This window comes from Achromobacter sp. 1014246743 (assembly GCF_059760725.1).
The window spans coordinates 1-15243 of record NZ_JCBANA010000035.1 but is presented as its reverse complement, the minus strand read 5'-3'; the positions used below and the strand labels follow the sequence as shown (position 1 = coordinate 15243).

Below are 15243 nucleotides of genomic sequence, written 5' to 3'. Positions count from 1 at the left end.
GAACCGCCATGACACCCCTACGCCTGCCCGCGCTGGCCCTCAGCGCCCTGACCTGCCTGTCCGCCCTGGCCCCCGTGGCCGCCGCCGACTACCCGACCCGCTCGATGGAGCTGGTGGTGGCCTACCAACCCGGTGGCGGCAGCGACAACACCGCCCGCGCCATCGCCGAGGCCGTGCGCCCGCCTCTTCTGGCGCAGCCCACGGTGGTGATCAACAAGCCCGGCGCCAGCGGCTCGATCGGCTGGGCGTATGTCGCCAACGCGCAGCCCGACGGCTACAAGCTGGTGCTGATGACGCCCGAAATGCTGGTGGTGCCGCTGATGGGCATCGGCAAGACCACGGTCAAGGATTTCCAGCCGATCGCCCGATTCACCGACGATCCGTCGTCGGTGACCGTGCGCGCCGATGCGCCGTGGAAAACGGTGGAGGAATTCCTGGAATACGCCAAGAAGAACCCCGAGCGCGTGGCGGTATCGAATGCCGGCATCGGCACGGTGCCGCACATGGCCGCGGCGGCACTGGGCGAACAGACCGGCGTGAAGTTCGTGCATGTGCCCTACCAGGGCTCGGCCCCGGCCATCATGGGCCTGCTGTCGGGCGACGTGCAGGCCACGACAGTGGCCTACGCCGAACTGCAGCAGCACGTGGACACCGGCAAGCTGCGCACGCTGGCGGTCATGGCGCCCAAGCGGCTGGACACCCTGCCCGACGTGCCGACCATGAAGGAACGCGGCGCCGACCTGCAGTTCAGTGTGTGGCGCGGCATCGGCCTGCCGAAGGCGGCGCCCGCCGACGTCGCCGAGAAATGGCGCGCCGCTGCCCGCCAGGTGGCGCAATCGAAGGACTTCCAGGCCTTGATGCGCAAGCAGAACCTGACGCCGTCATACGCTGACCAACCGCAGTTTGCCGCGGACGTGGCCCGGCAGGAGCAGGCGTTCAATGCGCTGGTGCCGAAGTTGAATCTGAAGCCTTGAAGGCGTGCCGGATAGCGCCCCGGCTCAAGGCCGGGGTTGAAGATTCCTTTACGCATTCAAGCCAGAAGATTCAAGCAGACGCCGCGCCGCATTCAATTCTTTCTGGAGCAATTCGGCATCTGGCAACACGGTGCGGTAGTTGGCCGCCATGACTTGGGTCGGCAGGCCATCCAGGGCATAGCGTGCCAAGGCCTGCCCCTTGTCGGCGCAGAGAATCAAGCCCACCGGCGGGTTCTCGTCCGCGTAGGTCCAGTGCGCCTTGGCATAGTTGCAGTACATATGCATCTGCCCCACATCGGCATGTGTCAGGCTGCCCAGCTTGAGATCGACGATGACCAGACAGCGCAATTCGCGGTGAAAGAACAGCAAGTCCACCCGATACCAGGTCTGATCGATGCGCAGGCGGCGTTGCCGCCCGACGAAGGTGAACCCTTCGCCCAGTTCGAGCAGGAAGTCCTGCAGACGCAGGATCAGGGCTTCTTCCAGGTCGGATTCTGAATATTCGTCCTTGAGATCCAGAAATTCCAGCACGTAGGGATCTTTGATGGCGTCGCCTGGCGTGACCGCATCTTCGGGCTTGGCCATGGCGCCCTTGGCGAGCATGCTGGATTTGTCTTTCGACAACGCCGTCCGCTCGTAGAACTGGCTGCCGATCTGCCGATCGAGCTGGCGTACGCTCCAGCCTCCGCGGAGGGCTTCTGCTTCGTAGAATTGGCGCGCGTGGGCATCCTGGACCGCCAGTAGCCGGACATAGGCCGACCAAGGTAGCGTAAAAGCCGGGGCCAAATCGGCCGAGGCAGAATTCCGAGACGGTGTCTCGGAAATTGCCGTACGGGGATAAGCCAGAAAAAAACGCCGCATGTTCTCCAGATTGTCCGGACTGAACCCCCGGCCAAACCGGGCCGTCAGATCGGCTGACAAGCGCACCATCAATTGGTCTCCGTAACCCGCGCGCCGCCTACCTTGTTGCTCGGCCTCGACAATGCGGCGGCCGATTTCCCAGTAGCTGGTGGTCATGACGGCATTGACACTGCGCGCCGCCGCCTGGCGCGCAGTGTCCAGCAGCACCACGATACCGTCGTGGATATCGGCATAACCGGGGGGAATGGCGGCGAGCTTACCCGCCGCTGTAGACGCCTTGCTGACCATGCTGTGACCGTCCTGAATGCGATGCCAACATCACCTGGTCACCAGATTACGTGTGGCCTGAACCGCCGTCATCGGTGAATCAGTCTGCTTCGTCGACGGCTACCACGCTCAGGCGGTTCAGCCCCCCTTCTACTCCACCGTCGCGCCCGACTTCTTCACCACTTCCGCCCAGCGCGGAATCTCGGTGGCCATCAGGGCGCGCAGTTCGTCGGGGGTGCTGCCGACCAGTTCCATGCCCATGGTCTTGCCCAGTTTTTCCTGCACGTCGGGTTCTTTCAGGATGACGGCGATCTCGGCGGCGAGCTTGTCCAGGATGGGCTTGGGCGTGCCCTTGGGCGCGTACACGGCCTGCCACGAGGCCATCTGGAAGCCGGGCACGCCCGCTTCCTGCATGGTGGGCACGTCAGGCGCGAGCGAGATGCGGTCTTTGGTGGTGACGGCCAGCAGCTTGAGCTTGCCGGTCTGCAACAGCGGCAGCGCGGCGGTCATCTGGTCGAACATGAAGGTGACCGCGCCCGAAGACACATCGACCATGGCGGGCGGCGTGCCCTTGTAGGGCACGTGCGTGAGCGGCACGCCGATCATGCTGGAAAACAGCTCGCCGGCCAGGTGGGTGGACGTGCCGGCGCCGGACGAGGCGAAGGTGCGCTTGGACGGGTCGCGCTTGAGCAGCGCGATCAGGTCGGCCACGGAATTGACGCCCAGGTTGGGGTCCACCAGCAACACGTTGGGCAGGTAGGCGATCAGCGAGACGGGCTCGAAGTCCTTGACCGGGTCGTACTTCAGGTTCTTGTACAGGCTGGCGTTGATGGCGTGGGTGCTGATGGTGCCGCCGAACAGCGTGTAGCCGTCGGGCGCGGCCTTGGCCACGTACGTGGCGCCGATGCCGCCGGCCGCGCCGGGCTTGTTTTCGACGATGACGTTCTGGTGCAGCCGATCGCCCAGCTTCTGGGCCAGCACGCGGCCGACCACGTCGGTGGACCCGCCCACGGTGAACGGCACCACATACGAGATCGGCTTCTGCGCGGGCCATTCGGCGGCGAAGGCCGGCAGCGCCAGCGCGCCCAGCAGCGGTCCTGCCAGCAGCGCGGCCAGCGCGCTGCGACGTTGCGTGTTCATGGTTTGTCTCCTGCCTTGTCTATGTCATCAGGCATGCCCGCCGGCGGGATTGCCGGCGTGTACATGGCCCGTTTTCTCTGCCGCCCGGCCAAGGCTCGACGGCCTTGTCGGGGATGCCAGGCGGCGTATGCGGCGTGGTGCCTCAGCGGCCGTGCTGCTGGCGCCAGGCGGCGAATCTGTCCTTGGTGCCGGGGTCGGTGGGCGGGTACAGGCCCAGGATGGACGCGCCGTCCTGCACCTGGCGGGTGACGAAGTCTTCGAAGGCGGTCATTTCCACCGCTTCCACGGCGATCTCGTCGGCCAGGTGCGCCGGAATGATGACCACGCCCTCGCGGTCGCCCACCACGATGTCGCCGGGGAACACGGCCACGTCGCCGCAGCCGATGGGCGCGTTGATGTCCAGCGCCTGGTGCAGGGTCAGGTTGGTCGGCGCCGACGGGCGGTTGTGATAAGCGGGAAAGCCCAGTTCGGCGATTTCAGGGGAATCGCGAAAGCCGCCGTCGGTGACCACGCCGGCCACGCCGCGCTTCATCAGGCGGGTGACCAGGATGGAGCCGGCCGAGGCCGCGCGCGGGTCCTTGCGGCTGTCCATGACCAGCACGGCGCCCGGCGGGCAGGTCTCGACCGCGACGCGCTGGGGATGAGCGCGGTCTTCGAACACCTTGATGGTGTTCAGGTCTTCGCGGGCGGGGATGTAGCGCAGCGTGAACGCGGGGCCGACCATGTTGGGCAGCGTGGCGTTCAGCGGACGCACGTCCTGGATGAACTGGTTGCGCAGGCCGCGCTTGAACAAGGCGGTGCACAGCGTGGCGGTGCTGATGCCAGCCAGCCGGGCACGGGTTTCGGGATTCATGTCGGACACGTCGGAAGCTCCAGGGATCGGATGCGTAAGCAGGTTCAGAAGATTTCGGGTTCGGGCACGGGCGCGCCGAAGCTGGTTTCCAGGAAGTCGAAATCGCAGCCTTCGTTGGCCTGCAGGATGTGTTGCGAGTACATCCAGCCATAGCCGCGCTCGTAGCGCTTGGGCGGCGGCGTCCAGGCGGCGCGGCGCGCGGCCAGTTCTTCGTCGCTGATGTTCAGGTGGATGCTGCGGGCCGGTACGTCGACGGTGATGAGGTCGCCCGTCTTGACCAGCGCCAGCGGGCCGCCGATATAGGCTTCGGGCGCAGCGTGCAGGATGCAGGCGCCGTAGCTGGTGCCGCTCATGCGGGCATCGGACAGGCGCAACATGTCGCGCACGCCCTGCTTCACCAGCTTGGTGGGGATGGGCAGCATGCCCCATTCGGGCATGCCCGGCCCGCCCTGCGGCCCGGCATTGCGCAGGATCATGATGTGGTCGGCGGTGACGTCCAGGTTCTCGTCGTCGACCGCGGCCTTCATGCTGGGGTAGTCGTCGAACACCAGCGCGGGGCCGGTGTGCTGCAGGTATTGCGGCGCGCAGGCGCTGGGCTTGATGACGCAGCCGTCGGGCGCGATATTGCCGCGCAGCACGGCCAGCGCGCCTTCGTCGTAGATGGCGGTGTCCAGCTTGCGGATGACGTCGTCGTTGTAGACCTCGGCGCCGGCGATGTTCTCGCCCAGCGTCTTGCCGGTGACGGTCAGTGCGGACGGGTCCAGGTGGTCTTGAAGGCGCGACATCAGCGCCGGCAGGCCGCCGGCGTAGTAGAAGTCTTCCATCAGGTATTTGTCGCCGCTGGGCCGGATGTTGGCGATGACGGGCACCTTGCGGCTGGCGGCGTCGAAGTCGTCCAGCCCCACGGGGTGGCCGGCGCGGCGCGACATGGCCACCAGATGCACGATGGCATTGGTGGAGCAGCCCATGGCCATGGCCACGTTGATGGCGTTCTTGAACGAGGCCAGCGTCAGGATGCGCTGCGGGGTCAGGTCTTCCCAGACCATGTCGACCACGCGGCGGCCGCATTCGGCCGACATGCGCATGTGGCCGACGTCGGCCGCAGGAATGGACGAGGCGCCCGGCAGGGTCATGCCGATGGCTTCGGCGATGGCGGTCATGGTGCTGGCCGTGCCCATCGTCATGCAGGTGCCATAGCTGCGGGCGATGCCGCCTTCGACTTCGGTCCATTGTTCCTGGGTGATCTTGCCGGCGCGGCGCTCGTCCCAGAGCTTCCAGGCGTCCGACCCGGAACCCAGGATCTTGCCCTTCCAGTTGCCGCGCAGCATCGGGCCGGCGGGCACGTAGACACAGGGCAGCCCGGCGCTGATGGCGCCCATGAGCAGGCCCGGGGTGGTCTTGTCGCAGCCGCCCATGAGCACGGCGCCGTCGACCGGATGGCTGCGCAGCAGCTCTTCGGTTTCCATGGCCAGCATGTTGCGATAGAGCATGGTGGTGGGCTTGACGAACGATTCCGACACCGAAATGGCCGGCAGTTCCACCGGAAAGCCGCCCGCCTGGAACACGCCGCGCTTGACGTCTTCGACCCGCTGCTTGAAGTGGCTGTGGCAGGGGTTGAGGTCGGACCAGGTATTGATGATGGCGATGATGGGCCGGTTGACCCAGTCTTCGGGGGCATAGCCCATCTGCATCATGCGGGAGCGGTGGCCGAACGAGCGCAGATCGTCTTTGGCCATCCAGGCGGCGCTGCGCAGGCTTTCGTAGGTGCGTTTCATAAGCGGGGGCAAGGGGAATAGGGACGGGGCGGAATCGTAGACAAGCCATTTAAACACTAATACATTAGTGCGTCAGCTAGGGAGAAACCCGCTACACTCCCGTTCCACCCGCCTTTACTTGATTTCGCCCTGATGCACAGCCAAAAGCTCAGACTGGACCGCTCGCGACACGCCGCGCCGCAGGTCTTCGAACATCTACGCGAACAGATCGTCTCGCTGGAGCTGGCGCCGGGCGCCCCGCTGTCGCGCGTGACGCTGGCCGAGGCCTATGGCCTGAGCCAGACGCCCATCCGCGACGCCCTCATGAAGCTGGCCGAGGAAGCGCTGGTCGAGATCTATCCGCAGCACACCACGGTGGTCAGCCGCATCGACATCGCGGCGGCCCGCCAGGCGCATTTCCTGCGCCGCTCGCTGGAACTGGAAATCGCCTACATCCTGGCGCAACGGCCCGATCCGCTCCTGATCCAGCGCCTGCAGGCCAGCATCGAGCGCCAGCGCGTCAGCCACGCCAATGGCCAATCGCAGCAGTTCATGGACGCCGACCAGGCGTTTCACCGCGACATGCACGAGGCCGCGGGCATGATCGGGCTGTGGCACATGGCGCAGCGCTACAGCGGCCACCTGGATCGCCTGCGGCGCCTGCACCTGCCCGAAGCCGGCAAGGCCGAACGCATCATGGACGACCACCAGCGGGTACTGGACGCCATTGCCGCGCAGGACGCGCCCCGGGCGCAGCAAGCACTGCGCGAACACCTGTCGGGCACGCTCAGCCAGGTGGCCGAGATCTGCAAGCGTTATCCGGATTACGTGCTGGCCGAATAAGGCCGGCGCGCCACGTCAAAGCCCCGGCCGTGCCGAGGGGGGTCTCGCGATTCAGCCGTTTGGGGCTGCCGGATCGCCCCGTTCAGGGTGCGCGGCCCACATCGTCCAGCGCGTAGCGCAGGATGACGGTCTTGCCGCCCTGCTCGGCATGCACCAGCAGCCCCTGCCCCGCCGCGTCCAGGCCCAGCAGGCCGCGTTCCTGGTCGGGCGACAGCTGGAACGGACGCCAGGTGCGGCCCTGGTCGCCGGAGTAGAAATAGGTGCGGGTGTAGTCGCCGAACGAAAACAGATGGTCGGCGTAGGTCTTGACCACCCAGCCGTTGCGCGCGAACCAGGCCTGGGCGATCCAGGTGCGCTCGCCGCGCACGGCGGGCGTGGCGGCCACGGCGTGCCAGGTCTTGTCCATCGGGTCCAGCCGGTAGACCCGGTTGCCGGCCGTCTCCAGCACAGGCTGGCCCAATTGCACCTGCGCGTCCGGGTCCTGCACCGGCACGGGCGGCGGCACCGGCGTGATGCGGAAGGCAGGCGAGGCGCCGTCCTGGAAGCGGACCTCGAAGCGACGGGTCTGGATGCGCTCGGGGCGCCCCTTGCCGACGCGTTCGCGCCAGCTCCAGCCAACCGCCAGGTCGGGCGCCAGCGGATAGAGCGACCACCCGTAGGCCAGGCTGTCGTCGTCGTCGCCGGTGCGGGCGGCCTGCTCGCGAAAGGCCTTGTCGTAGCGGGCCGCGTCGGGCCAGACCTGTTCGCGCAGCGAAATGGCCCACCAGGTGCGCGCACCGTCTTCGCTATGCAGCAGGCGTTCGCCGTCGGGGCCGTCTTGCAGGGCCACGACGCGGGCCGGGGTCAGGAATGCGGTGTGGCGCTGCGGCGGGCCCAGCGCCACATCGGGTTCGTAGCGCCAGCTGGCGCCGTGGTCGTCCGTGCGCAGGGTTTCGGACACGGCGCCCGGCGCGCCCAGGCGCGCATCGCGCGAGGGGCCAGCCACCAGATACAGCGTCTGGCCTTGCGGGCCGGGGACCAGGGTGACGCCGGTATCGCCCCCGATGGAGCCCAGCAACGCGTAGCGGCCATTGTCGCGGCCGCCATAGACCAGGTTGCGGACCTCGCGGGCGGCAGCGGCGCTGCGCAGCGGGCTGTCGGCATGCGTGGGCAGCAAGGCGTCCAGCACGGGGGCTTGCCGCAGCGGTTCGACGTCGCGGGGGCCGGCGATCAGTTGGCCGGTCAGGAACTGCTGGGCGCCGAAGCGGTAAAGACGCGTGCGGGAATAGCCGGCCAGGGGCGGACCGTCAAGCTCGCCGATGACCTCGCTGCGGACCAGCGGCGGGCCCGGCGGGACTTGTTGATAAAAGCCGTAGGCCAGCACCCCGGTCACGGCGATGGCGGCCGCGCCGGCCAGCACCCTGATGTTCATCGCGATGGCCTTATCTCCCCGAATCCAGACCGCAGCCGCGCCACACGTCTGCAACGGATCGAGACTATACAGGGATGATGAGCCCCGGGGTCGTTGGCCCCCACGCGGCACGCGCTTCGCGCGCTTGCCGCCCCCAAGGGGCTGCCGGGCCTTCGGGCGGCCGGGCCTGGCGCGCCACTCTATACTGGGATGCTAACGATATCGATGTCTCACACGGAACGCCCCATGACAGCACGGCATGCGCATCTCACCCTGGTCCTGGCATTGCTGGCCGGGCCGGCCTGGGCCCAGGCGGCCGAGCCGGCTGACGTCTGCAAGGCGGTGACGGTGCGCCAGGGGGATCCGATTCCGGACAATGCCTGCGCGGTGAACATCGTGCCGCGCACGCCCGGCGTCGAGGGTATCGGGTTCGGCAGCGGCCCGGCCTGGCAGCCCGTGGATTCGCAGGCCATGCCGGGGGTGTTCTACGACAGCGAGTCGATCGCCGCGCTGTCCGAGCGGCCGCTCGTGATGCGGGTGACGGTGGCGTGGTTCTATGCCCAGCCGCGGGTCTCGGAGGCCAACGGCCAGCCCTATGGGTCGGTCACGCAGCCCGTGACGCTGAACTGCAGCAACAACACCTATACGGTCACCGAGACCCAGCACTATGCGGGTCCCAACGCCAACGGCGGGCTGGTGGAATCGATTCCCGTGGCCGGCATCGTCAATGCGCCGGTGGCGCGCGACCCGGTGCAGCGCAAGCTGCGCGAGGTGGTCTGCCCGGCGGGCGGCAAGAGCGCGCGCAAATAGAGGGAACGGGCGCTCCAGGCGCCCGTGCATCGCGATGCCGGGCGGCAACGCCCCGCCCCGCCCTACCCTCGCCAATACCGATACAGCCCGCGCGCCGCCGCATCCAGCAAGAAGCCCAGCACGCCGATCAGCAGCACCATGGCCATGAGTTCCGAATAGGCCAGGCGGTCGCGCGTATCCAGGATGAAGTAGCCCATGCCGGCCGACACGCCCAGCATCTCGCACGGCACCAGCACGATCCACAGAATGCCGATGGCCAGCCGCACGCCGGTCAGGATATGGCCCAGCACGCCCGGCAGGATCACGTGGCACAACGTTTCCCAACGCGTAGCGGCCACGCTTTGGGCCAGCTGCAGCCAGCGCGCGTCCAGTTGCTGCACGCCGGCCGCGGTGTTGAGCACGATGGGCCAGACCGCCGCGAAGGTCAGCAGGAAATAGACCGGGTCGTCGCCCACGCCGAACACCATCACGGCTATCGGCATCCACGACAAGGGCGAGATCATGCGCAGGAACTGCATGGCGGGCGACACGGCGGCCTCCAGCCGCCGGTAGCTGCCGATGGCCAGGCCCAGCGGCACGCCGATGGCCAGCGCCAGCCCCAGGCCCACCGCGATGCGCCGCAGGCTGACCGCCACGTGCATGGGCAGGTCGGACCCGATCAAGAGTTCGCCCAGGCTGAGGAAGGTGGGCCCCGGTGCGAAGCGGCGCGCCATGCCGCCGGCCGGCGCCAGCACGTCAGTACCCAGCCACCACAGCGCCAACAGCGCCGCCAGGCCGGCCAGGCCCAGGCCGCACCGCGCAATCAGGCCCTGCCGGCGCGATGCCGGGGCGACAGAAGCCGCCGTCACGCCTGCACCGTCTCGGTCCGGCGGTACGAATCCGGGAAGCCGAAACGCTGCAAACCGCCCGCGGATTCGATGGCGCGCTTGACGAAGCGGTCGTCGACCAGCTCGGCCGCGGCGCGCGCCGGGTCCAGGTTGGCCAGGAAGCCGCGGTCGGCCTCGATCAGCGTGTCGCGCAGGCGGCGCACCAGTTCTTCGGTGTAGCTGGGGAACGGGTACGGCTGGAAGTCGATGCGGCGCTCATCCCAGTCGGCATGGCGGATGGCGCCGCTGGCCAGGTATTGCTCGCGATCCGACGGCGGCGGCGCCAGCACCTTGCTCAGCGCCGGCAAGGCATGCGGCGTGTAGCGGTTGATGCCTTCCTTGGACAGCAGCCTGGCGGTCTCTTCGCGGTTGTCGCGAATCCAGAGCTGGGCCTGGACGATGGCGTCCACCACCTTTTGCGACCACTCGGGACGCTGTTGCAGGTCGCGCTCGTGCATGAAGACGACGCAGCAGGCGTGATTGCGCCAGATGTCGCCCGTAAAGCGCAGCACCTTGCCCACGCCCAGCGTCTCGGCCACGGCGTTGAACGGCTCGGCCACGATGTAGCCGGCGATGCGGTTCTGCGCCAGCGCCGGCGGCATGTCGGACGGTGCCATCACCACCAGGTTGACCTCGCCCGCCGCCACGCCGGCGTCCTTGCGCGACACGGGCGTCAGGCCGTTTTCGCGCAGCAGGTACTGCAGCATCACGTTGTGGATGGAATACCAGAAGGGAATCGCGACGGTCTTGCCGCCCAGTTCCTTGACGCTGTTGATGGCCGGGGCCACCGTCAGGCCGGATCCGCCCACGTGGTTCCAGGCCACCACCTTGGCCGGCACCTGGCTGCCAAAGCGCGCCCAGACCGTCATGGGCGACAAGAGGTGCACCACGTTCACCTGGCCGGAAATGAAGGCTTCGATCACCTGCGCCCAACTGCGCAGCAGCGTGGGCTTTTCAGCCTTGACGCCGGCCTTGTCGAAAAGACCATTGTTGTGCGCCACCAGCAGCGGCGCCGCGTCGGTGATGGGCAGGTAGCCGATGCGCACGGGCGCGTCGGGCTCGCCCTGGGCCCGCGCGTTGAAGGCCGACAAGAGCGGCGCGGCGCCGCCCACGGTCAGCAGGGCCGAGAGTTTCAACCAGTCGCGACGCGACATGTGTTCAAGGCACATCAATAGTCTCCTTGGCGCTTTCAGTGTTGAACGGCCCCAGGCCGCGTACGTCCCGCAGCGCGGCGCGCAGGCGGGTCAGGATTTCCAGGCGCAATGCGCCCATTTCCGACAACAGGTCGGCGCGCGGCTGCGGCAGGTCCACCGGCCACACGCCCAGGATGCGGCCGGGCGCGCCGCCCAGCAGCACGATGCGGTCGGCCAGCAGCAGCGCTTCGTCGATATCGTGGGTGATCAGGACCACCGCGGTGTGGAAGTCGGCCACCACCTTGCGCAACAGGGCCTGCATCTCGCCGCGGGTGACTTCGTCCAGCGCGCCGAAGGGTTCGTCCATCAGCAGCACCGCGGGCTGGCGCGCCAGGCAGCGGGCCAGCGCGGTGCGCTGGGCCATGCCGCCGGACAGTTGCGCCGGGCGCAGGTGGCGGGCATGCGACAGGCCGACTTCGTCGATGGCCTGGTCGACCCGCAGGCGGCGTTCGGCGGCCGTCAGCGCGGGCTGGTGCTTGAAGTCCAGGCCGAAGGCCACGTTGCGTTCGAGCGACAGCCAGGGCAGCAGGCTGGGATCCTGGAAGGCCACGGCCACGCGCGGATGCACCCCGGTCAGCGGCGCGCCTTCCATCAGCAATGCCCCCCTGCTGGCCGGTTGCAGGCCCGCCAGCACGCGCAGCAGGCTGGATTTGCCCGCGCCGCTGGCGCCCAGTACCGCCACCACTTCGCCACGGTCCAGGGCCAGGTCCACGTCCTGGAACACATCGGCGGGCGCGCCGGCATAGCGCAGCGCCAGCCCGCTGGCTTGCAGCACGGGGCGCGGCGGCGTGGTCATCGAGCGGCCTCGGAAGCGGCGTGGCCGGATACCGCGTCCGCCGCTGCCTGGCCCGCGGGTCGGGCGCCTTCGGCGGCCAACCGCGCCTGGCGCTTGGCCAGTTCGGTCTTCAGCTGCACCAGGCTGGGCGTGACGATGGGCAGGAAGGCCGCCTCGCGCCAGCGCCGCGCGAAGCCGTCGCCCGCGGGTTTCAGGTAGGCCGCGCCGCCGCTGGCCTGCAGTTCGAGTTGCACCGCCTGGCTGGCGACATCGGCCAGGCCGATGCGCAATTCGAACAGGCGCCAGGGCTCGGCCACGAAACGTTCGCTGCGCACGCCGGCAATGAGGCGCGCGGTCAGGTCATCGAGTTGCGCGGCCAGCGCTTGCAGCGGTTCGCCCAGGATGCCGCGCGAGGCCTGGCCCTGCCCGACGTCCCGCGCCGCCCGCAGCGCGCGCCGGGCCAGGCCGATCGACAGGCCGCATTGCAGGCCGGCAAAGGCCGGCCGCGCCTGCGGCAGGTATTGCCGCGCGTCCGGGTGGATCAGCCATTCGGGGCCGATGCGCACGCCGCGCACCTCCAGCGCCGCGGTATTGCTCGATTGCAGCGCCAGCAGATTGAGATCGGCGCTGCGCACCAGGCCGTCGATATCGTGCGGCAAGGCCACGACGGCCGGCGTGCCGTCCGGCGCCGACACCGCGGCGGCCACCAGGAAGCCCTGCTTGCGCAGGTTGGTGACCCAGGGCATGCGGCCATCCAGCAGCCACTGCCCGCCGTCCTGGCGGGCGCTGATCTGCAGCGATTCGATGCCGCTCAGGAATTTCATGGCGTTGGACAGCGCGGTGGCGCCGGCCTGCTCGCCCGCGAGCAACGGCGCCAGCCAGGCCTGCGCCAGCGCCGTATTGGGGCTGCGCAGCAGGTATTCGATGAAGACCCGCTGGCCCCACGCGACGAAGGCGCTGGCCACGGAATGCTCGGCCACCTGCGAAACGGCTTCGATGGCATCGCCGATGTCGGTGCCCGGCAGGCCGCCCAGGGCCTCGGGCACGCCCTGGCGGAACAGGCCGTCGGCCGCCAGGCGCGGCAGCACGCTGGCCGGGTCTTGCGTGCCGTCGTCCAGCGCGCCGGCGTGCTGGTCCAGCCAGGCGACGAGATCCGGCGTCAGCACGGCAGGCTGGCGCGCGGTCATCGGTCGCCGCTCCAGGCGTAGGCGCTCAGTTGCTCGTTCAGCGGTGTCTGCGCCAGGTTGTTGCCGAAATTGCAGATCGTGGCCAGGCCCACGCCGACGATGACTTCCAGGGCGTTGCCGTCGGTGTAGCCGGCATCGCGCAGCGCTTGCAGGGCCTCGTCGCTGACGCGGCCGCGGGTCTGGATGACGGCTTCGGTGAAGGCGGCCAGCGCTTGCAGGCGGGCATCGGGCAGCACGCCCTGGGCGCGCAGCGCGTCCACCACTTCGGGCGACAGCCTGGCCTTGTTGCGGGCCAGCGCCGTGTGGCCGGCCACGCAGAAGGTGCAGCCGTGGCGGGTGCCAGCCACCAGTTGCACCACTTCGCGTTCTTGCAGCGTCAGCCCGGCGCGGGCGTTGATTTGCGACAGGGTCTGGTAGGCTTCGAGCGCCACGGGTGCGTTGGCCAGCACCCCCAGCAGGTTGGACAGGTAGCCTGCGCCCTGTTCGGCGGCGGCCAGCGCGGCGCGGGTGGGTTCGGGCGCGCTCTGCGCGGTGTGGACGGTCAAACGGGCCATGAGAGTCTCCTGGAAGACGTTCGATGAAAACACGATTGTGCGGCCGCACCGCAAAGCGCGACAATGCACGGGGATCGCAAGCTGATGCTCGATCTTATCGACTTTCAGCAATGCCCATATAACCATGCCATCTACTGCCGCCCCCAACACCGACCAAGCCGCCGTCGATGCCCTGCTGCTGTCCAGCCTGGAAGTGCAATCCAGCTTGTATCACCTGGGCCAATACTGCGGCAATTGGACGGCCAGCACCAGCGGCCGTGCGCGCGCCAGCTTTCATCTGATCCTGCACGGACGCTGCCGCGTCGACCTGGGCGGCGAACAGGCGCCCCTGACCTTGTCGGCGGGCGACGGCGTGTTCTTCCTGCGCGACGTGCCGCACACGCTGACGCCGCTGGACCCGCCCGATCCGGGCGCCCCCACCTGCCGCGCGATGCAGCCGCTGGCCCCGGCCCAGCCCGACGGCACGGGCCTGGCCTGCGGCTTTTTCCAGTTTCGCCCCGGCCTGGCCGACCTGCTGGCCGACACCCTGCCCGATGTCCTCTTGCTGCGCGCGGGCGATGCGCGCTATGCCGGCGCGCGCGGCGTATTCGACCTGATCCTGGGTGAAACCACGCGCGAAGGCGGCGCCTCGGCCGTGGTGCTGGAACGCCTGACGGACATGCTGATTTTCTTCATGCTGCGGCACCTGGCCATCCACGATCGCCAGGCCTATGGCCTGTTCGTGCTGGCGCGCGACCCGGCCATGGCGGGCTTGCTCCAGGCCATCCTGGCGCGGCCGGAAGACGACTGGACCCTGGACGACATGGCGCGCCACGTGCATATGTCCAAGGCCACGTTTCACCGCCGCTTCACGCTGCACAGCGGCACCACGCCCGCGCAGTTGCTGCAATTGCTGCGCATGCGCGTGGCGCGGCGCCTGCTGTCGCAGGGCGTGGGCATCCAGGATGCCGCGGAACGGGTCGGCTACCGCTCGCAGGCGGCGTTCAGCCGGGTGTTCCAGCGCACCGAGGGCGTGGCGCCCTCGGCGTGGCGAAAAGGGCTTAAAACCGGGGCGTGAAAGCGGGCGGTGCGCCCCCCGCCGCGGCATCCGGCTCAAGCCCAGGGCTCAAGACAGCCCCAGCAGCAGATCCGCCAACAGCGCCGGATGCGTGATGTGGGCTTCGTGCGGCGCCGCGATGTCGACCCAGTTCCAGCCCGGTTCCGACTTGACCCGCTTGCGCGATTCTTCGAGCACCGGCAGTTCAGGCTGGGTGCAGTGGATGTAGGTGCGCGGGCGGCCATTGCCGATGGGATGCTTGAGCGTCAGCGGCGTGGTGTAGCTGGCCAGCGGATGCTCGGTCAGGCGCCGCTTGACCCAGGCTTCGTCGGCGCTGCCCGGCTTGAAGCCCCAGGCCGCGGGCAGCGGATCGGGAATCGGCACGGCCAGGCCGTTGGTGGCCTTGGACGCCGCGGCGATGCGGGCATCGGCATCCGCCTTGGGGTACACGGAAAACGCGTTCTGGCCGCTTTGCAGCACGATCGAGTCGAAGTACACCAGGTGCGCCAGCCGCTCGGGGATGCGATCTGCGACACCCGAGATCGGAATGCCGCCAAAGCTGTGGCCCACCAGGATGACGTCATTCAGTTCTTCGGACTGGATCACCTGCACCAGGTCTTCGACGAAGGTGTCGATGGTGATGGCCGGGTTCAGCAGGTGCGCGCGGTCGCCCATGCCGGTGAAGCTGGGCGCATAGACGCGGTGGCCGGCGGCTCGCCGCCGGTCGGGCCCCCGGCCCC

15 protein-coding genes are annotated in these 15243 nt (G+C 68.5%); 4 read left to right on the top strand and 11 right to left on the bottom strand.

Going from position 1 to position 15243, the window contains the following annotated elements; translation table 11 throughout:
* Positions 1–8 precede the first annotated feature (8 nt).
* A complete protein-coding gene (locus AC6LJ2_RS16075; RefSeq protein WP_263912662.1) occupies positions 9–974 on the top strand; it encodes a Bug family tripartite tricarboxylate transporter substrate binding protein in 966 nt (321 codons plus the stop codon).
* Between the two features lie 48 nt (positions 975–1022).
* On the opposite strand, the gene AC6LJ2_RS16070 is transcribed toward AC6LJ2_RS16075, so the two are convergent.
* The 4 genes from AC6LJ2_RS16070 to araD all read right to left on the bottom strand — a co-directional run bounded on the left by AC6LJ2_RS16070 (position 1023) and on the right by araD (position 5870).
* Positions 1023–2123, bottom strand: coding sequence for a PDDEXK nuclease domain-containing protein (locus AC6LJ2_RS16070; protein WP_498151727.1), 1101 nt, complete (start codon positions 2121–2123; stop codon positions 1023–1025).
* Between the two features lie 129 nt (positions 2124–2252).
* Positions 2253–3242, bottom strand: coding sequence for a Bug family tripartite tricarboxylate transporter substrate binding protein (locus tag AC6LJ2_RS16065; protein WP_263912660.1), 990 nt, complete (start codon positions 3240–3242; stop codon positions 2253–2255).
* 142 nt (positions 3243–3384) lie between these two features.
* On the bottom strand, positions 3385–4095 hold the full coding sequence (locus tag AC6LJ2_RS16060) for a ribonuclease activity regulator RraA (protein WP_263912711.1): 711 nt from the start codon (positions 4093–4095) through the stop codon (positions 3385–3387).
* A gap of 44 nt (positions 4096–4139) precedes the next feature.
* A complete protein-coding gene (gene araD, locus AC6LJ2_RS16055) occupies positions 4140–5870 on the bottom strand; it encodes an L-arabinonate dehydratase (protein WP_025138523.1) in 1731 nt (576 codons plus the stop codon).
* Positions 5871–6002: 132 nt separating this feature from the next.
* Between araD and AC6LJ2_RS16050 the strand changes: the two genes are divergently transcribed.
* Positions 6003–6692, top strand: a complete 690-nt coding sequence (locus tag AC6LJ2_RS16050; protein WP_263912659.1) for a GntR family transcriptional regulator — start codon at positions 6003–6005, stop codon at positions 6690–6692.
* Positions 6693–6774: 82 nt separating this feature from the next.
* On the opposite strand, the gene AC6LJ2_RS16045 is transcribed toward AC6LJ2_RS16050, so the two are convergent.
* Positions 6775–8103 (bottom strand): beta propeller repeat protein, encoded by a 1329-nt coding sequence (locus AC6LJ2_RS16045; protein ID WP_498151726.1) that lies wholly within the window; start codon positions 8101–8103, stop codon positions 6775–6777.
* A gap of 225 nt (positions 8104–8328) precedes the next feature.
* On the opposite strand from AC6LJ2_RS16045, the gene AC6LJ2_RS16040 reads away from it, so the two are divergent.
* Positions 8329–8892, top strand: a complete 564-nt coding sequence (locus tag AC6LJ2_RS16040; protein ID WP_263912657.1) for a surface-adhesin E family protein — start codon at positions 8329–8331, stop codon at positions 8890–8892.
* Positions 8893–8954: 62 nt separating this feature from the next.
* On the opposite strand, the gene AC6LJ2_RS16035 is transcribed toward AC6LJ2_RS16040, so the two are convergent.
* Genes AC6LJ2_RS16035 through AC6LJ2_RS16015 form a run of 5 tightly spaced genes read right to left on the bottom strand, consistent with a single transcriptional unit; the run spans position 8955 to position 13467 of the window.
* Positions 8955–9740 (bottom strand): ABC transporter permease, encoded by a 786-nt coding sequence (locus AC6LJ2_RS16035; RefSeq protein WP_498151725.1) that lies wholly within the window; start codon positions 9738–9740, stop codon positions 8955–8957.
* Positions 9737–10927 (bottom strand): ABC transporter substrate-binding protein, encoded by a 1191-nt coding sequence (locus tag AC6LJ2_RS16030; protein ID WP_498151724.1) that lies wholly within the window; start codon positions 10925–10927, stop codon positions 9737–9739. Before AC6LJ2_RS16030 ends, AC6LJ2_RS16035 begins: the two co-directional genes overlap by 4 nt.
* Positions 10917–11747 carry an ABC transporter ATP-binding protein gene (locus tag AC6LJ2_RS16025; RefSeq protein ID WP_263912654.1) on the bottom strand — a complete coding sequence of 277 codons (831 nt, stop codon included), beginning with the start codon at positions 11745–11747 and terminating at the stop codon, positions 10917–10919. The genes AC6LJ2_RS16030 and AC6LJ2_RS16025 overlap by 11 nt, the downstream gene beginning before the upstream one ends.
* Positions 11744–12913 carry an acyl-CoA dehydrogenase family protein gene (locus AC6LJ2_RS16020; RefSeq protein WP_263912653.1) on the bottom strand — a complete coding sequence of 390 codons (1170 nt, stop codon included), beginning with the start codon at positions 12911–12913 and terminating at the stop codon, positions 11744–11746. The genes AC6LJ2_RS16025 and AC6LJ2_RS16020 overlap by 4 nt, the downstream gene beginning before the upstream one ends.
* Complete coding sequence (locus AC6LJ2_RS16015) at positions 12910–13467, bottom strand: carboxymuconolactone decarboxylase family protein (protein ID WP_263912652.1); 558 nt, start codon at positions 13465–13467, stop codon at positions 12910–12912. Before AC6LJ2_RS16015 ends, AC6LJ2_RS16020 begins: the two co-directional genes overlap by 4 nt.
* 124 nt (positions 13468–13591) lie before the next feature.
* On the opposite strand from AC6LJ2_RS16015, the gene AC6LJ2_RS16010 reads away from it, so the two are divergent.
* Positions 13592–14524, top strand: a complete 933-nt coding sequence (locus AC6LJ2_RS16010) for an AraC family transcriptional regulator (RefSeq protein WP_445658907.1) — start codon at positions 13592–13594, stop codon at positions 14522–14524.
* Positions 14525–14572: 48 nt separating this feature from the next.
* On the opposite strand, the gene AC6LJ2_RS16005 is transcribed toward AC6LJ2_RS16010, so the two are convergent.
* A partial coding sequence (locus AC6LJ2_RS16005; protein ID WP_498151723.1) for an alpha/beta fold hydrolase occupies positions 14573–15243 on the bottom strand: 671 nt, incomplete at its 5' end.

What these genes read in the sequence shown, in the direction of transcription:
- AC6LJ2_RS16040 (WP_263912657.1), top strand. Translation starts at nt 8,329, where the DNA reads ATGACAGCACGGCATGCGCATCTCACCCTGGTCCTGGCATTGCTGGCC.
- AC6LJ2_RS16060 (WP_263912711.1), bottom strand. Translation starts at nt 4,095, where the DNA reads ATGAATCCCGAAACCCGTGCCCGGCTGGCTGGCATCAGCACCGCCACG.
- AC6LJ2_RS16045 (WP_498151726.1), bottom strand. Translation starts at nt 8,103, where the DNA reads ATGAACATCAGGGTGCTGGCCGGCGCGGCCGCCATCGCCGTGACCGGG.
- araD (WP_025138523.1), bottom strand. Translation starts at nt 5,870, where the DNA reads ATGAAACGCACCTACGAAAGCCTGCGCAGCGCCGCCTGGATGGCCAAA.
- AC6LJ2_RS16075 (WP_263912662.1), top strand. Translation starts at nt 9, where the DNA reads ATGACACCCCTACGCCTGCCCGCGCTGGCCCTCAGCGCCCTGACCTGC.
- AC6LJ2_RS16010 (WP_445658907.1), top strand. Translation starts at nt 13,592, where the DNA reads ATGCCATCTACTGCCGCCCCCAACACCGACCAAGCCGCCGTCGATGCC.
- AC6LJ2_RS16020 (WP_263912653.1), bottom strand. Translation starts at nt 12,913, where the DNA reads ATGACCGCGCGCCAGCCTGCCGTGCTGACGCCGGATCTCGTCGCCTGG.
- AC6LJ2_RS16015 (WP_263912652.1), bottom strand. Translation starts at nt 13,467, where the DNA reads ATGGCCCGTTTGACCGTCCACACCGCGCAGAGCGCGCCCGAACCCACC.
- AC6LJ2_RS16065 (WP_263912660.1), bottom strand. Translation starts at nt 3,242, where the DNA reads ATGAACACGCAACGTCGCAGCGCGCTGGCCGCGCTGCTGGCAGGACCG.
- AC6LJ2_RS16025 (WP_263912654.1), bottom strand. Translation starts at nt 11,747, where the DNA reads ATGACCACGCCGCCGCGCCCCGTGCTGCAAGCCAGCGGGCTGGCGCTG.
- AC6LJ2_RS16050 (WP_263912659.1), top strand. Translation starts at nt 6,003, where the DNA reads ATGCACAGCCAAAAGCTCAGACTGGACCGCTCGCGACACGCCGCGCCG.
- AC6LJ2_RS16030 (WP_498151724.1), bottom strand. Translation starts at nt 10,927, where the DNA reads ATGTGCCTTGAACACATGTCGCGTCGCGACTGGTTGAAACTCTCGGCC.
- AC6LJ2_RS16070 (WP_498151727.1), bottom strand. Translation starts at nt 2,123, where the DNA reads ATGGTCAGCAAGGCGTCTACAGCGGCGGGTAAGCTCGCCGCCATTCCC.